Source organism: Caballeronia zhejiangensis (genome assembly GCF_022879815.1).
In the GTDB taxonomy this organism is placed as follows: Bacteria; Pseudomonadota; Gammaproteobacteria; order Burkholderiales; family Burkholderiaceae; genus Caballeronia; species Caballeronia zhejiangensis.
In genome coordinates, this window is the sequence record NZ_CP084285.1 from 899352 (window position 1) to 913777 (window position 14426).

The window sequence follows — 14426 nt, forward strand, 5'->3', positions numbered from 1 at the left end:
GACGACCCGAATTGCCGCGAACGGGCATCCGGTCCTACTATCGAATCCCGCTGCTATCGCGGCCAGAGGTACCCCCGGGTCATGCGTCCGAAGCGCATGCCTACATCAGCTAATCAAACGATGGGGAGACAGGTATGCTCAGCGCACACGAATTCGCAACCCTCATGCTCGTCAAGGATGCCGCCGATCAGATCATCGACCGGCACGAGCTCGACACGCTTCTCGAACGTCAACTGATCGCGATGGAACAACTCGTGAGCGGCGCGCAACTGCCGCGCATCACGGAAGATGGCGATTGGCTGCTGCGCGCCGTGCGGCGCACTCACTGAGTCGTCGGGACGTGTGCAGACATACTGAGTCACGTCGGTACGCATCGGCCTGACCGCACTATCGATATCACGATTTCTCGTTTAGCCCGCGAGGCATGCGTTGTTAGCATTGGCATCGGTAAAGATGCCTTCGCTCAACGAGGAAACACGCATGTCCGACCGCAAGAACACGCCTTCCATTCCCGCGCGCCGTCGCACGCTCTTCACGCTCGCCGCGCTCGGTGCGGGGCTGTCGGGCGGGCTCGCCACGCGCATCGCGCAAGCCGCCGATGCGCCGAAGACCTTGCGTATTGGCTATCAGAAGTACGGCAACTTCGTCGTGCTCAAGGCGCGCGGATCGCTCGACAAACGCCTTGCGGCGCAAGGCGTCACGGTGCAATGGCTCGAATTCCCGGCCGGGCCGCAACTGCTCGAGGGACTCAATGCGGGCGCGGTCGATATCGGCACGGTAGGCGAGACGCCGCCGATCTTCGCGCAGGCGGCGGGCGTCGACTTCGTGTATATCGGCCACGAGCCGCCCGCGCCGCACGCCGAGGCGATCGTCGTGCCGAAGGATTCGACTATCCGTTCGGTCGCGGAATTGCGCGGCAAGAAAGTGGCGCTGAATAAAGGATCGAATGTTCACTATCTGCTCGTCGAGGCGCTCAAAAAAGCGAATCTCACGTGGTCGGATATTCAACCGGTCTATCTCGCGCCCGCCGATGCGCGCGCCGCGTTCGTGCAGGGCAGCATCGACGCATGGGCGATCTGGGATCCGTATCTCGCCGCCGCCGAAAAGCAGGCGAACGCGCGTCAACTGACCGACGCAGAAGGCATCGTGCGCAACGTGCAGTACTACCTCGCGACGCGCAAGATCGCGGCGGCGCAGCCGCAACTCGTGCATGCGGTGCTCGAAGAGCTGGATCAGGTCGATCGCTGGGCGCGCGACAACGTCTCCGCCGTGGCGGCGCAATTGTCGCCGCTCGTCGGGCTCGATACCGGCATCCTCGAAACGGCGTTGAAACGCACGTCGTACGGCGTGCAGCCGATCGATCCAGCCACGCTCGCGTACCAGCAGCAGATCGCCGATACCTTCACGAGCCTCAAGCTCATCCCGAAGAAGCTCGACGTGACCGAAGCGCGCTGGAACGTTGCCTGACGCGGCGACCGGCGTTAGCACGATCACGCACATCCTTAGCGCGAATCGATGGTTCAGCCGCGCGCGACGCGTCGTTAGACTCGTTCGAGCGCCGCTGCATTCCTGCGCGCGGCAAGCCCTCTCTCAGACACGACGAACATGAATGTTTTCTGGTTCATCCCCACGCACGGCGACAGCCGCTATCTCGGCACGTCGCAAGGCGCGCGCGCCGCGAATTACGATTACTTCCGTCAGATCGCGGTAGCCGCCGATACGCTCGGCTACGAAGGCGTGCTGCTGCCCACGGGCCGTTCCTGCGAGGACGCGTGGGTGGTCGCGTCGAGCCTCATTCCCGCGACGAAGCGCCTCAAGTTTCTCGTCGCGATTCGCCCTGGCCTGAGCTCGCCGGGATTGTCGGCGCGCATGGCATCGACGTTCGACCGGCTCTCGAACGGGCGTCTGCTCATCAACGTCGTGACGGGCGGCGATCCGACCGAACTCGCGGGCGACGGCGTCTTTCACGATCACGACACGCGCTACGAAATCACCGACGAATTCCTCACGATCTGGCGCGGCCTGCTCGAACAGTCGCACGACAACGGCAGCTTCGATTTCGACGGCAAGCATCTGCAATCGCAGGGCGGCAAGGTGCTGTATCCGCCGGTGCAGAAGCAGCATCCGCCGCTGTGGTTCGGCGGTTCGTCGGCGGCGGCGCACGATATCGCGGCGAAGCACATCGACACGTATCTCACGTGGGGCGAGCCGCCCGCGGACGTCGAGAAGAAGCTCGCCGATATCCGCAGCCGCGCGAAAGCGGAAGGGCGCGACATCAAGTTCGGCATTCGCCTGCATGTGATCGTGCGCGAGACCGAAGAGGAAGCATGGGCCGACGCCGACAAACTCATCAGCAAGCTCGACGATGAAACCATCCGCCGCGCGCAGGCCTCGTTCGCGAAGATGGATTCCGAAGGCCAGCGACGCATGGCCGCGTTGCACGGCGGCAGCCGCGACAAGCTGGAGGTGTATCCGCATCTGTGGGCGGGCGTCGGGCTCGTGCGCGGCGGAGCGGGCACCGCGCTCGTCGGCAATCCGGAGCAGGTCGCCGGGCTGATGAAACAGTACGCGGAACTCGGCATCGATACGTTCATCCTGTCGGGTTATCCGCATCTTGAAGAGTCGTATCGTTTCGCCGAACTGGTGTTTCCGCTTCTGCCGCGCAAGCAGCGCGAGCAGGCGAGCGGGCCGCTCTCGGGGCCGTTCGGGGAAGTCATCGGCACGTCGGAATTGCCGCGCGCATCGGCATCATGAAACTGGCATTCATTGCCCGCCGCGCGCTGCCGTGGCTCGTGCCGTTGATGATCCTCATCGCTTGGGAAAGCGCCGCGCGCACGGGCGGACTGTCGTCGCGCGTGCTGCCCGAACCGCTCGCGGTGGTGAAGGCGGCGTGGGCACTGATCGAATCCGGCGATCTGTGGGCCAACGTCAAGGTCAGCGCGGGCCGCGCGCTCGCGGGCTTCGCGATGGGCGGCGGAATCGGCTTCGTGCTCGGTCTCGCGACGGGTCTTTTCAAGCCCGCCGAAATCGCGCTCGACTCGACCGTGCAGATGATCCGCAACATCCCTGCGCTCGCGATGATTCCGCTCTTGATCCTGTGGTTCGGCATCGGCGAGGAAGCGAAGCTCGTGCTCGTCGCGCTGGGCGTGTTCTTTCCGGTCTACGTCAACACGTATCACGGCATCCGCTCGGTCGATCGCGACCTGATCGAGATGGCGAGAAGCTACGGCTTGTCCGGCTTCGCGCTGTATCGCGATGTGATTTTGCCGGGCGCGTTGCCGTCGATACTCGTCGGCGTGCGCTTCGCCTTCGGGCTGATGTGGGTGATGCTGATCGTCGCCGAGACCATTTCCGCGCAGTCGGGCATCGGCTACATGACGATGAACGCGCGAGAGTTCCTGCAAACCGATGTCGTGGTCGTCGGCATCCTGCTGTACGCGCTGCTCGGCAAACTCGCCGACATGGCCGCGCGCGCGATCGAACGCGCGACCTTGCGCTGGCATCCGGCGTATCAAACGAAGGCGCAATCATGAATCTGATCGATATCGACACGCTGACGCCCGCGTTCAGGCGCGTCGAAACACATGCGCGCGCGCCGCTCGGCGGGCGCGATATCGCCGTGTCGCTGCGCGGCGTGGAGAAGCGCTTCGGCGAGCGCACGGTGCTGGATCGGCTGGACTTGTCGATCGAGCGCGGCAGTTTCGTATCGATCGTCGGGCGCAGCGGCTGCGGCAAGTCGACGTTGCTGCGGCTCATCGCCGGTCTCGATCAACCGACCGGCGGCATTCTGCAGCGCAACGCCGCCGCGCGATCGGACGAACTGCAAGTGCGGATCATGTTTCAGGACGCGCGTCTCTTGCCGTGGAAGGGCGTGCTCGACAACGTGATGATCGGCCTGCCGCGCGACAAGCGCGACGAAGCCCGCGCGACGCTTGCCGAGGTCGGCCTCGCGGAACGCGAGAAGGACTGGCCGTCGCGTCTGTCGGGCGGGCAGCGTCAGCGTGTGGCGCTGGCGCGCGCGCTCGTGCATCGGCCGGATCTGCTTTTGCTCGATGAACCGCTCGGCGCGCTCGATGCGTTGACGCGCATCGAAATGCAGGGCTTGATCGAGCGTTTGTGGCGTGAACATCGGCTCACCGCGCTGCTGGTCACGCACGATGTGCAGGAAGCGGTGTCGCTCGGCGATCGCATCGTGCTGATCGATGCGGGGCGCATCACGCTCGATACCGACGTCCCGCTGCCGAGGCCGCGCACGCGCACGGCGCCGGGGTTTGCCGAACTCGAGGAACAGGTGCTTTCGCGGGTGCTTCAGCGAGGCTCGACCTGATCCTGGCGTGAGCGCCGCCCTCACTATCCCTCCAGCGGCACCGCGCTCACGCACTTCAACTCGTCGAGACATACGCTCGACTTCACGCCGCTCACGCCGGGAATACGCATCAGCGTGTCGAGCAGAAACTCCGACAAGCCCTTCAGGTCCCGCGCGATCACCTTCAGCATGTAATCGATATCGCCGGTCACGGCGAAGCATTCCTGAATCTCCGCGAGCTTGCCGACGACGCCCTTGAACTTCGCGAGGTCGCGCACGTGCCCGCGCTCCATCGTCACCTGAATGAAGGCGACGACGCCGAAGCCCAGCGCCTGCGCATCGAGCCGCGTCTCGTAGCCCTTGATGACACTCATCTCTTCCAGCCGCCGATGCCGCCGCAACGTCTGCGCCGGCGACAGGTTGATCGCTTCCGCCAGTTCGAGATTGGAGATGCGTCCGCGCGACTGCAGTATCCCGAGCAAACGCAGGTCGATACGATCGATCTCGATAGTCTGCAATTTTCTTTCTCCGATGAACCAATCGATGAAATCCGGACGCGCAAACTAGGGTTTGTCTGCGCGCGTTAGGAAATCATATTGTGCCGTAACAAATTTACACTGATTCCCCTAAATCGAGCACAAGGAGAGAGACACGTGACACATGAGGGACACGGCACGCTCAAGCGCGGCCTGAAGAACCGTCACATTCAGCTGATCGCGCTCGGCGGGGCGATCGGCACCGGGCTTTTTCTCGGCATCGCGCAGACGATCAAGTCGGCGGGACCATCGGTGCTGCTCGGCTACGCGATCGCGGGCATCGTCGCCTTTTTCATCATGCGGCAACTGGGCGAGATGGTCGTCGACGAGCCGGTCGCGGGTTCGTTCAGCCACTTCGCGGACAAATACTGCGGACAGTACGCGGGCTTTCTGTCGGGCTGGAATTACTGGGTGCTCTACATTCTCGTGTCGATGGCCGAGCTGTCCGCCGTCGGCATCTACGTGCAGTACTGGTGGCCGGGCATCCCGACGTGGATCTCCGCGCTCGTCTGCTTCTGCATCATCAACGCGATCAATCTGACGAGCGTGAAATCGTATGGCGAGCTGGAGTTCTGGTTCGCGATCGTGAAGGTCGTCGCGATCGTCGGCATGATCGGCTTCGGCGGCTGGCTGCTGTTCTCGGGCAGCGCCGGGCCGGACGCGAGCGTGACCAATCTCTGGCGTCACGGCGGCTTCTTCCCGAACGGCGTCTCCGGTCTCGTCATGGCGATGGCCGTCATCATGTTCTCGTTCGGCGGGCTGGAGCTGGTCGGCATCACCGCGGCCGAAGCGGACGATCCCTCGCACACGATTCCGCGCGCGACCAATCAGGTGATCTATCGCATTCTGATTTTCTACGTAGGCGCGCTCGGCGTGCTCCTTTCGCTGTATCCGTGGCAGAAGGTCGTGACCGGCGGCAGCCCGTTCGTGCTCATCTTCCATGCGATGAACAGCAACTTCGTCGCGCATGTGCTCAATGCCGTGGTGCTCACGGCGGCGCTCTCGGTCTATAACAGCGGCGTGTATTGCAACAGCCGCATGCTCTATGGTCTCGCGCAGCAGGGCAATGCGCCGCGCGCGCTGCTCAAGGTCAACCGGCGCGGCATTCCGCTCGCCGCGCTCGGCGTCTCCGCGCTCGCGACGGCCGTCTGCGTGCTCATCAACTATCTGATGCCGGGCAAGGCATTCGAGTTGCTGATGGGGCTCGTCGTGTCGGCGCTCATCATCAACTGGGCGATGATCTCGCTCATCCATCTGCAATTCCGACGCGTGAAGGCGCGCAACGGCGAAACGACCGTGTTCAAGAGCCTCGGCTATCCGCTCACCAACTATCTGTGCCTCGCGTTCCTCGCGGGCATTCTCGTGGTGATGTGCCTGATCCCCGATCTGCGCATCTCGGTCTATCTGATTCCCGTGTGGCTCGCGGTGCTCGGCGTCGGCTATGCGATTCGCAATCGCCGTCGCGCGAGTGCGGCCTTGTCGCGCGTCTGAAGGAGACGGTCATGTTCGAACACATCGATGCCTATCCCGGCGATCCGATCCTTTCGCTCAACGAAGACTTCGCGAAGGATCCGCGCGCGGACAAGGTCAATCTGAGCATCGGCATCTACTACGACGACGAAGGCCGTCTGCCGGTGATGCGCGCCGTGCGCGACGCGGAAGCGCAGTTGCTCGCGGAACCCGCTGCGAAACCGTATCTGCCGATGGCGGGCTTCGCCGCGTATCGCGATGCCGTGCAGTCGCTCGTATTCGGCGACGATTCGCCCGCGCGCATCGAAGGCCGCATCGCGACCGTGCAGACGCTCGGCGGCTCCGGCGCGCTCAAGGTCGGCGCGGACTTCATCAAGCGCTATTTCCCGGCGTCGCACGTCTGGGTGAGCGATCCGACGTGGGATAACCATCGCTTCATCTTCGAGCGCGCGGGCTTCACGGTCGGCACGTATCCGTACTACGACGAAGCGAGCGGCGGCCTGAAGTTCGACGCGATGCTCTCGGCGATCCGCGATCTGCCTGCGAAGAGCGTCGTGCTGCTGCACGCGTGCTGTCATAACCCCACGGGCGTCGATCTGAACGATGCGCAATGGGCGATGCTCATCGATGCCATCAAAGCGCGCGACTTGCTTCCGTTCATCGACATGGCGTATCAGGGCTTCGGCGCGGGACTCGATGCGGATGCGTTCGCGATTCGCGAGCTGGTTCGCCGCAACGTGCCCGCGCTGATCGCCAATTCGTTCTCGAAGAACTTTTCGCTCTACGGCGAGCGTTGCGGCGCGTTGTCGGTGATCTGCGAATCGGCGGAGATAGCGGCGCGCGTGCTCGGTCAACTGACGAGCGCCGTGCGCGCGAACTACAGCAATCCGCCGACGCATGGCGCGAGGATCGTCGCGCGCGTCTTGACGACGCCCGCGTTGCGGCAATCGTGGCAGGAAGAACTGGCGTCGATGTGCACGCGCATCGCGCGCATGCGTAGCGCGATTCACGCGCGTCTTTCCGGCAACGTGCCCGATGCGATGCTTGCGCGTTACGTCGAGCAGCGCGGCATGTTCACGTACACGGGGCTTTCCGCCGCGCAGGTCGACGTGCTGCGCGAACGGCACGGCGTCTATCTGATCCGCTCGGGCCGCATGTGCGTCGCGGCGCTGAACGAGCGCAACGTCGATGCGACCGCGCGCGCCATCGGCGAAGTGCTGTCGAAAGCGATCGCGTAGCCGCTCATTTTCGCCTCATTGTGCGCGGGCACACTGCATCCATCGCTGATGAAGGAGGGATGCAGTCATGGAAACGTTTCGCTCTTATGTCGATGGGCTGCTCGACCAACTCGACGCGCACGCCGATCGCACGGTGCTGCGCTATCTCGACGACGACGTGACCGGCGCGGCGTTTCGCGCATCGATCTATCGATATGCGCGGGCGCTTGCGTCGTTCGGCGTCACGCGCGGCGGGTTCGTCGCGATGTTCGCGCCGAACTGCCCCGATGCGCTCGCGATCCGCTACGCGACCGGCCTGCTCGGCGCGACGACGATGTTCCTGCCCGCGATCACGCGCGCGGAACAGCGCGCCGCGTTCGTCACGCGCATGCAGCCGACGTTGCTCATCGCCTTCGAACAGACGAAGCATCTCGTGCCGGCGCATAGCGGCGCGCGTCTCGCGTATGTCGGAACGGGGCCGGCGCGTTTGCGGCTGGATATCCGGGCGCGCGTGCAGCACGATCTGCCGGTTGAGAGCCGTGCAAGACCCGACGATCTCGCGGTGGTGGTGTCATCGGGCGGCTCCACCGGCGTGCCGAAAGCGAGCCGCCGCAGCTTCGCCGCATATTCGACGATGGTGAGCGCGCCGAGCCCCGAGGATCGGCGGCAGCTCGTCAACGGCGCGCTTGCGTATCTGTCGCAAGTGCTCGTCGATAACACGTTGATGGGCGGCGGCATCGTCGTGCTGAAGCCTGGCTACGATCCCGCCGAAACGCTCGCGACGATCGAAGCCGAGCGCATTACGGACGTCTTGCTCGTCGAACCGCAACTGTTCGAAACGATGGATCATCCGGACGTTCATCGGCGCAATCTGTCTTCGTTGCGCTCGGTCGCGCATATCGGCGGATCGGCGCCCGCGATTTTGCGGCGGCGCGCGATCGAGCGCCTCGGCCCGGTGCTCACGCACATGTACGGCGCGAGCGAAGCGGGGCTCGTGAGCGTGTTGACGCCGTCGGACTATCTCGTCGATGCGAGTCTGCTCGAGAGCGCCGGGCGCATCCGGCCGGGCGTCGAGGTGCGGATTCGCCGCGCCGACGGCACGTTCGCGCGTCATGGCGAGCACGGCGCGATCGAGGTGAAATCGAAGGCGGTGGCGCAGAGCTATTACCGGCAGCCGATCGAAGCGGCGCAGAAGTTTCGCGATGGCTGGTGCATGACGGGCGATATCGGCTTCATCGACGGGAGGGGTTATCTGCATGTGATCGGACGTGGAGGGGATGTCGCCGAAATCGATGGTGCCGTCGTCGGTCCGGCGCAGATCGAAACGCCGCTTTGTGCGTTGCCCGATGTGCGCTATGCGCGCGCTGTTGCATCGGCCGATGCTGCGCGCGGTTATGTGTGGGATGTCGTAGTGGTGCCGTGGACAGGAAGGCGTGTGGATGTCGCGCGTTGCATGCGGGCGCTTGAATCGGCGTGTGGGGTCGCAGTGGCGAAGGTTGTGCGGATGGCTGCCGTGCAGCGCGTGCCGCTTACCGAGCAAGGGAAGGTGAATCGGGCGGCGATTGGGTTCTGGTGTCGGGAGGCCTTAAGTACCAGGTGTACATTCGGCCAAGCGCGTGCGATGCCGGCTGCAGTCAGTTGAAATATTGTCCTTGGTAAGTAAGCACGCCGATCGACGACGTAAAGCTACCGCCATCGACAAGTCCCTCACTCATGCTCCGGAGCACGATCAACGCATTTGCCGAATTGAGCGTGCCCGAAGATCGAACGCAGCCGTAATGACACCATTGCTACCGCCCTGCGCATTTTGAGTGGTGTATTCCTGTTTAACGCTCGCAAACGGGAGTTAAACATTCTCGGCATGGTAGCCACCCGATCCAATAGGATCGACGCCGCTAATACGCACGTCTTCAAGCGTGAACTTCTGGAAGTCGAGCGGCGTCCCGCCTGACTTGCGCATCGTGAGGATGGCTCTCGGGATAACCGTGCGTTTTGAAGGCATACACGCAAAGTCCGAATTAGCCCCTGTGCCTCGCCCGCCCCAGCACCAAATGCGCCATCGTCCCCAGCACGATCCCCCAAAACGCCGACCCCAACCCGAGAAAACTCATATTCGAAGCCGTCGCGATAAACGCGATAAACGAAGCTTCCCGATGCGCCTCATCCTGCACCAGCCCCACGACGTTCGCCGCGATCGCGCCGAGCAGCGCGAGACCGGCGAGCACCGCAACGAACGCATTCGGCAGCGCGGCGAACAGCATGACGACCGTCCCCGCAAAGCATCCGCCGATCAGATAGAAGACGCCATTGGCGATGCCCGCAACATAACGATTCGCCGGGTCGCGATGCGCATCGGGCCCGGTGCATAGCGCCGCCGTAATCGCTGCGATGACGATCGTGATGCCGCCCGAAAACGCGACGAGCATCGATGCGAGGCCCGTCGTCATGAGCACGGGACGCGTCGGCGTCTGATAACCCGACACGCGCAAGATCGAAAAGCCAGGCAGGAATTGCCCCGTCAGACTGACGATGACGAGCGGCAACGCAAGACTCACGGTCGATTGCCAGGACCAAGTCGGCATCGTGAATACGGGGCGCGTGAGATGAAGGCTGACCGACTCGAAATGCGTCAGGCCGAGTGCCATCGCCAGCGCGCAGCCGGACGCGAGAACCAGAATGAGGCAGTAGCGCGGCGCCCATCGGCGAAAAACGAGGAAGCTCGCGATCATGCCCAACGCGAGCCACGGCGTAACGGCAATCGACTTGAATACGTTCGTGCCGAACTGAAAGAGAATGCCGGCCATCATCGCGCAGGCGATGCCCTTCGGTATGCGCTTGACGATCTCATCGAACCATCCCGACAAGCCGAGCACGAAGATGCACGCGCCCGCGACGATATACGCGCCGATCGCCTCGCTCACCGGCATGCCCGGAAACAGCGTGACGAGCAGCGCCGAACCGGGCGCCGACCACGCGGTGATGATCGGCTGCTTCAGCCACACACTCAGCGCGATGCCCGAAACGGCCGCGCCCATCGAGATGGACCAGACCCACGACGCGATCACGTCGTTGCCGACATGTGCCGCGTGCGCGGCCTGGAAGAGAATCGCGAGCGGTCCGGCATACGAGATGATGACGGCAAGCAACCCGGCGCTCACCGCCGATACCGACCCGCTTCCTTCCCGCGATACCGGAATCGACATGCGCGGCTTCAGCGAATCGACGACGGATGATGCGCGAGCGCCGTCACTTGCATCGTCATGTACGGGAAGAGCGGCAGGCCGGACAAGATCGTGTGCAGTTCATCGTGCGAATCGACATCGAAGACGCTGTAGTTCGCATATTCGCCGACCACGCGATGCAACTGCTGCCATTTGCCTTGCCGCTGCAGTTCCTGCGAGTATTCCTTCTCGCGCGCCTTGATTTCATCGGCTTTGGCGGCGGGCATGTCGTGCGGCAGATGAACGTCCATTCTGACGAGATAAAGCATGATGTCCCCAATCGTTGTTGATGCGTTGATTCGATGATTCAAGCGCGCTTGTCGCGACGATAAAACGCGAGCTTCGCTTCATCGATCTGAAGCCCGAGGCCCGGTCCTTCCGGCAAGTGCAGATCGAAGTCGCGATACTGCGGACGCGCCGTGACGATGTCGTCCTTCAACAGCAGCGGCCCGAACAGTTCCGTGCCCCACGCGAGCTGCGGCAACGCGCTGAAACCATGCGCCGATGCAATCGAGCCGATGCTGCCTTCGAGCATCGTGCCGCCGTAGAGCGAGACGCCCGCCGCATCGGCGATGGCGGCCGTGCGCATCATTCCGTAGATGCCGCCGGACTTCGCGATCTTCAGCGCGAACACATCGGCGCATGCGTGACGCACGAGTTCGAGCGCGTCCTCGGGGCCCGTCACCGCTTCGTCGGCCATGATCGGCACGATGAAGCGCGCCGCGAGCCGCGCGAGCGTGCCGCGCTGCTCGCGCGGAGTCGGCTGTTCGATGAGATCGATGCCCGCTGCCTGAAGCGCTTCGATGCCGAGCGACGCATCGGTCTCGCTCCATGCCTGATTCACGTCGACGGTGACTTTCGCGCGATCGCCGAGCGCGGCCTTGATCTTCGATACATGCGCGACGTCATCGCGCACGCCGCGCCGGCCGATCTTCAGCTTGAATGTGTTGTGACGGCGTTCGGCCAGCAGCATTTCCGCTTCTTCGATATCGCGCTGCGTGTCGCCGCTCGCGAGCGTCCAGAGTACCGGAAGCGTCTTGCGCACCGCGCCGCCGAGCAACTCCGACACCGGCACGTTCAACCGCTTGCCTTGCGCGTCGAGCAGCGCCGTTTCGAGCGCGCACTTCGCGAAGCGATTGCCGCGCGCGACCTTGTTGAGCTTCAGCATCGCCGCGTTGATGTTGCTCGCATCCTGTCCGATGAGCGCGGGCGCGAGATAGGTATCGATCGTCAGCTTGATGCCTTCGGGGCTTTCATCGCCGTAAGACAGGCCGCCGATGGTCGTGGCTTCGCCAATGCCCTCGATGCCGTCGCTCGTGCGCAGACGGACGATGACGAGGGTTTGCTGCTGCATCGTCGCCATCGCGAGTTGATGCGCGCGAATGGTCGGGAGATCAACCAGAATCGCTTCGACGGAGGTGATTTGGGCGTTCATGCCTGAAATGTCGGAATGGAGAGGTTGATGCAGTATTGCGCGCCCGTTTGCCGCCTGTCCAAGACCATTCGCGTCTAGTGCGATACCCCCCAGGTATGACGCGCGTCATCGCCCCCGATCCGTGCGCGCCGTGTAAGGAATCTTCTCCTCGTCATACAGCCGGTAAATGAGTTCGAGCATTTCCTTGATGTCGCGCGATTCGTCGAGCGCGCGCATGCTCATGATGACCGGCGAAACGAGCGTGGGATCGTCGAGTTCCTTGTAGCTCACGTCGTCGCGCTTCAGGCCGTGGACGCTGCTCGGCACGACGGAAATGCCTTCGCCCGCCGCGACGAGCCCCAGCGCGATCTGCAATTCGCGCACTTCGTAGATCTTGCGCGGCGCGAGCCCGCGATCCTGAAACGCCGCGAGCACCTGATCCGCATAACTCGGGCGCGGCGACTTCGGAAAGATGATGAGCGTCTCGTTGACGAGATCGCGCAGCGAGAGAATGGGCTTCGCGAGCGAGAGCGGGTGCCCGAGCGGAAGCGCGACGATCAGTTGCTCTTCGCGCAAGATCACGCGACGGATGTTGGCATCCTCATGACGAATGCGCCCGAAGCCCACATCGATGCGGCCATCCTTGAGCGCGCGGATCTGGTCCATCGTCGACATTTCGTGCAGGCTCAGTTCGACGGTCGCGTTCTCGTCGCGAAAGCGCCGGATGATCTTCGGCAGCATGCCGTAGAGCGTCGAGCCGACGAATCCCACCGAAAGACTGCGCTCGATATTGCCTACGCGGCGCGTCATCGATTCGAGTTCGGCGGTCTGCGCGAGCAACTGCACCGCATGCGAATAAAAGAACTTGCCGGTCTCCGTGAGCTTGAGCGGCCGCGAGTTGCGTTCGAAGAGTTGCACGCCGAGCGTTTCTTCGAGTTGCTGTATTTGACGGCTCAAAGGCGGTTGTGCGATATGCAGCCTTTCGGCCGCGCGCGTGAAGTTTCTTTCTTCCGCCACCGCCACGAAGTAACGCAGGTGTCGCAACTCCATTCAATACCTCCTGGATATGGCCCGATACTAAATCAGTGTTGGACTGGGCTTCTTTACGTCCATTATCCTGCCTTCACGCTCTGTTTCAACACCCGACTATACCTTCCGAGCATATCTGCACAGGTGATGAAGCGAGGGTTAACCCCCACCAGAAAATTGCGAGATTCAGGAGAAGACATGAGCATCAAAGTGTTCGATACGAAGGAAGTGCAGGACCTGCTGAAGGCCGCTGCGAACATCGGGAGTCAGGACGGCAATGCTCGCGCCAAAGAGATCACGCATCGCCTGTTGAGCGACCTCTTCAAGGCGATCGACGACCTCGACATGACGCCCGATGAAATCTGGGCCGGCGTCAATTACTTCAACAAGCTCGGTCAGGATGGCGAAGCGGCGTTGCTCGCCGCCGGCCTGGGTCTGGAGAAGTATCTCGACATCCGCATGGATGCCGCAGACCGCGAAGCCGATATCCACGGCGGCACGCCGCGCACCATCGAAGGCCCGCTGTATGTGGCCGGTGCGCCGGTGCGCGAGGGCGTGTCGAAGATCGATCTCGATCCCGATGCGAACGCCGGCCCGCTCGTCATTCGCGGCACGGTCACGGGTCACGATGGCAAGCCGGTTGCGAATGCGGTCGTCGAATGCTGGCACGCCAACTCGAACGGCTTCTACTCGCACTTCGACCCGACCGGCGCGCAAAGCGATTTCAATCTGCGCGGCGCAGTGAAAACGGGCGCGGACGGCAAGTACGAATTCCGCACGCTGATGCCGGTCGGATACGGCTGCCCGCCGCACGGCGCGACGCAGCAACTGCTGAACTCGCTCGCGCGTCATGGCAATCGTCCGGCGCACGTGCACTTCTTCGCGACGAGCGAGAAGCATCGCAAGCTGACGACGCAGATCAACATCGAAGGCGATCCGCTGATCTGGGATGACTTCGCTTATGCGACTCGCGAAGAACTCGTTCCGCATGTCGTCGAAAAGACGGGCGGCACGGCGCTGGGGCTGAAGGCCGACGCGTACAACGAAATCGTGTTCGACATCCAGTTGACGCCGCTCGTGCAGGGCAAGGACAACCAGCTCGTCCAGCGCCCGCGCGCATCCGTCACCGCGTAATTACGCAACAGCGGCGGTCAGCCCGCCGCCGCCCGAATCTCCGTACGACCCCTTCGATACCGATGCATGCGCTCCGTCGCCGGAACGCGCATAGGGAGA

General features: G+C 63.2%; 14 protein-coding genes. 9 read left to right on the forward strand and 5 right to left on the reverse strand.

Annotated features, from left to right (window positions below; translation table 11 throughout):
• Positions 1-134 precede the first annotated feature (134 nt).
• From LDZ23_RS25295 to LDZ23_RS25315, 5 genes are all read left to right on the forward strand, one after another.
• Complete coding sequence (locus LDZ23_RS25295) at positions 135-329, forward strand: hypothetical protein (RefSeq protein WP_008347565.1); 195 nt, start codon at positions 135-137, stop codon at positions 327-329.
• A 151-nt stretch (positions 330-480) separates the two neighbouring features.
• Complete coding sequence (locus tag LDZ23_RS25300; RefSeq protein ID WP_008347566.1) at positions 481-1467, forward strand: sulfonate ABC transporter substrate-binding protein; 987 nt, start codon at positions 481-483, stop codon at positions 1465-1467.
• 138 nt (positions 1468-1605) lie between these two features.
• Positions 1606-2754: an FMNH2-dependent alkanesulfonate monooxygenase gene (ssuD, locus tag LDZ23_RS25305; RefSeq protein ID WP_008347568.1), complete on the forward strand. Its 1149-nt coding sequence runs from the start codon at positions 1606-1608 to the stop codon at positions 2752-2754.
• Positions 2751-3533 (forward strand): aliphatic sulfonate ABC transporter permease SsuC, encoded by a 783-nt coding sequence (gene ssuC / locus LDZ23_RS25310; protein WP_008347569.1) that lies wholly within the window; start codon positions 2751-2753, stop codon positions 3531-3533. Before ssuD ends, ssuC begins: the two co-directional genes overlap by 4 nt.
• The gene (locus tag LDZ23_RS25315) at positions 3497-4327 is read left to right on the forward strand and encodes an ATP-binding cassette domain-containing protein (protein ID WP_404989963.1); all 831 of its coding nucleotides are present in this window, start codon (positions 3497-3499) and stop codon (positions 4325-4327) included. The genes ssuC and LDZ23_RS25315 overlap by 37 nt, the downstream gene beginning before the upstream one ends.
• Before the next feature lie 23 nt (positions 4328-4350).
• Here LDZ23_RS25315 and LDZ23_RS25320 read toward each other — a convergent pair whose 3' ends face one another.
• Positions 4351-4824: an Lrp/AsnC family transcriptional regulator gene (locus LDZ23_RS25320; RefSeq protein WP_008347573.1), complete on the reverse strand. Its 474-nt coding sequence runs from the start codon at positions 4822-4824 to the stop codon at positions 4351-4353.
• Between the two features lie 135 nt (positions 4825-4959).
• Here LDZ23_RS25320 and LDZ23_RS25325 point away from each other — a divergent pair, with 135 nt between their 5' ends.
• From LDZ23_RS25325 to LDZ23_RS25335, 3 genes are all read left to right on the forward strand, one after another.
• Positions 4960-6333 (forward strand): amino acid permease, encoded by a 1374-nt coding sequence (locus LDZ23_RS25325; RefSeq protein WP_008347574.1) that lies wholly within the window; start codon positions 4960-4962, stop codon positions 6331-6333.
• A gap of 11 nt (positions 6334-6344) precedes the next feature.
• Positions 6345-7550 carry an amino acid aminotransferase gene (locus LDZ23_RS25330; RefSeq protein WP_008347577.1) on the forward strand — a complete coding sequence of 402 codons (1206 nt, stop codon included), beginning with the start codon at positions 6345-6347 and terminating at the stop codon, positions 7548-7550.
• A 67-nt stretch (positions 7551-7617) separates the two neighbouring features.
• Positions 7618-9171 carry a class I adenylate-forming enzyme family protein gene (locus LDZ23_RS25335; protein ID WP_008347578.1) on the forward strand — a complete coding sequence of 518 codons (1554 nt, stop codon included), beginning with the start codon at positions 7618-7620 and terminating at the stop codon, positions 9169-9171.
• A 376-nt stretch (positions 9172-9547) separates the two neighbouring features.
• On the opposite strand, the gene LDZ23_RS25340 is transcribed toward LDZ23_RS25335, so the two are convergent.
• The 4 genes from LDZ23_RS25340 to LDZ23_RS25355 form a co-directional block, all read right to left on the reverse strand.
• Complete coding sequence (locus tag LDZ23_RS25340) at positions 9548-10732, reverse strand: benzoate/H(+) symporter BenE family transporter (RefSeq protein ID WP_008347580.1); 1185 nt, start codon at positions 10730-10732, stop codon at positions 9548-9550.
• Positions 10733-10740: 8 nt separating this feature from the next.
• The gene (catC, locus tag LDZ23_RS25345) at positions 10741-11019 is read right to left on the reverse strand and encodes a muconolactone Delta-isomerase (RefSeq protein ID WP_008347582.1); all 279 of its coding nucleotides are present in this window, start codon (positions 11017-11019) and stop codon (positions 10741-10743) included.
• Between the two features lie 38 nt (positions 11020-11057).
• Positions 11058-12185: a muconate/chloromuconate family cycloisomerase gene (locus tag LDZ23_RS25350; protein ID WP_008347583.1), complete on the reverse strand. Its 1128-nt coding sequence runs from the start codon at positions 12183-12185 to the stop codon at positions 11058-11060.
• Between the two features lie 105 nt (positions 12186-12290).
• Positions 12291-13214, reverse strand: coding sequence for a LysR family transcriptional regulator (locus tag LDZ23_RS25355; RefSeq protein WP_008347585.1), 924 nt, complete (start codon positions 13212-13214; stop codon positions 12291-12293).
• Between the two features lie 177 nt (positions 13215-13391).
• Between LDZ23_RS25355 and catA the strand changes: the two genes are divergently transcribed.
• Entirely contained in the window at positions 13392-14327 is a 936-nt protein-coding gene (gene catA / locus LDZ23_RS25360) for a catechol 1,2-dioxygenase (protein ID WP_008347586.1), read from the forward strand.
• Positions 14328-14426 lie beyond the last annotated feature (99 nt).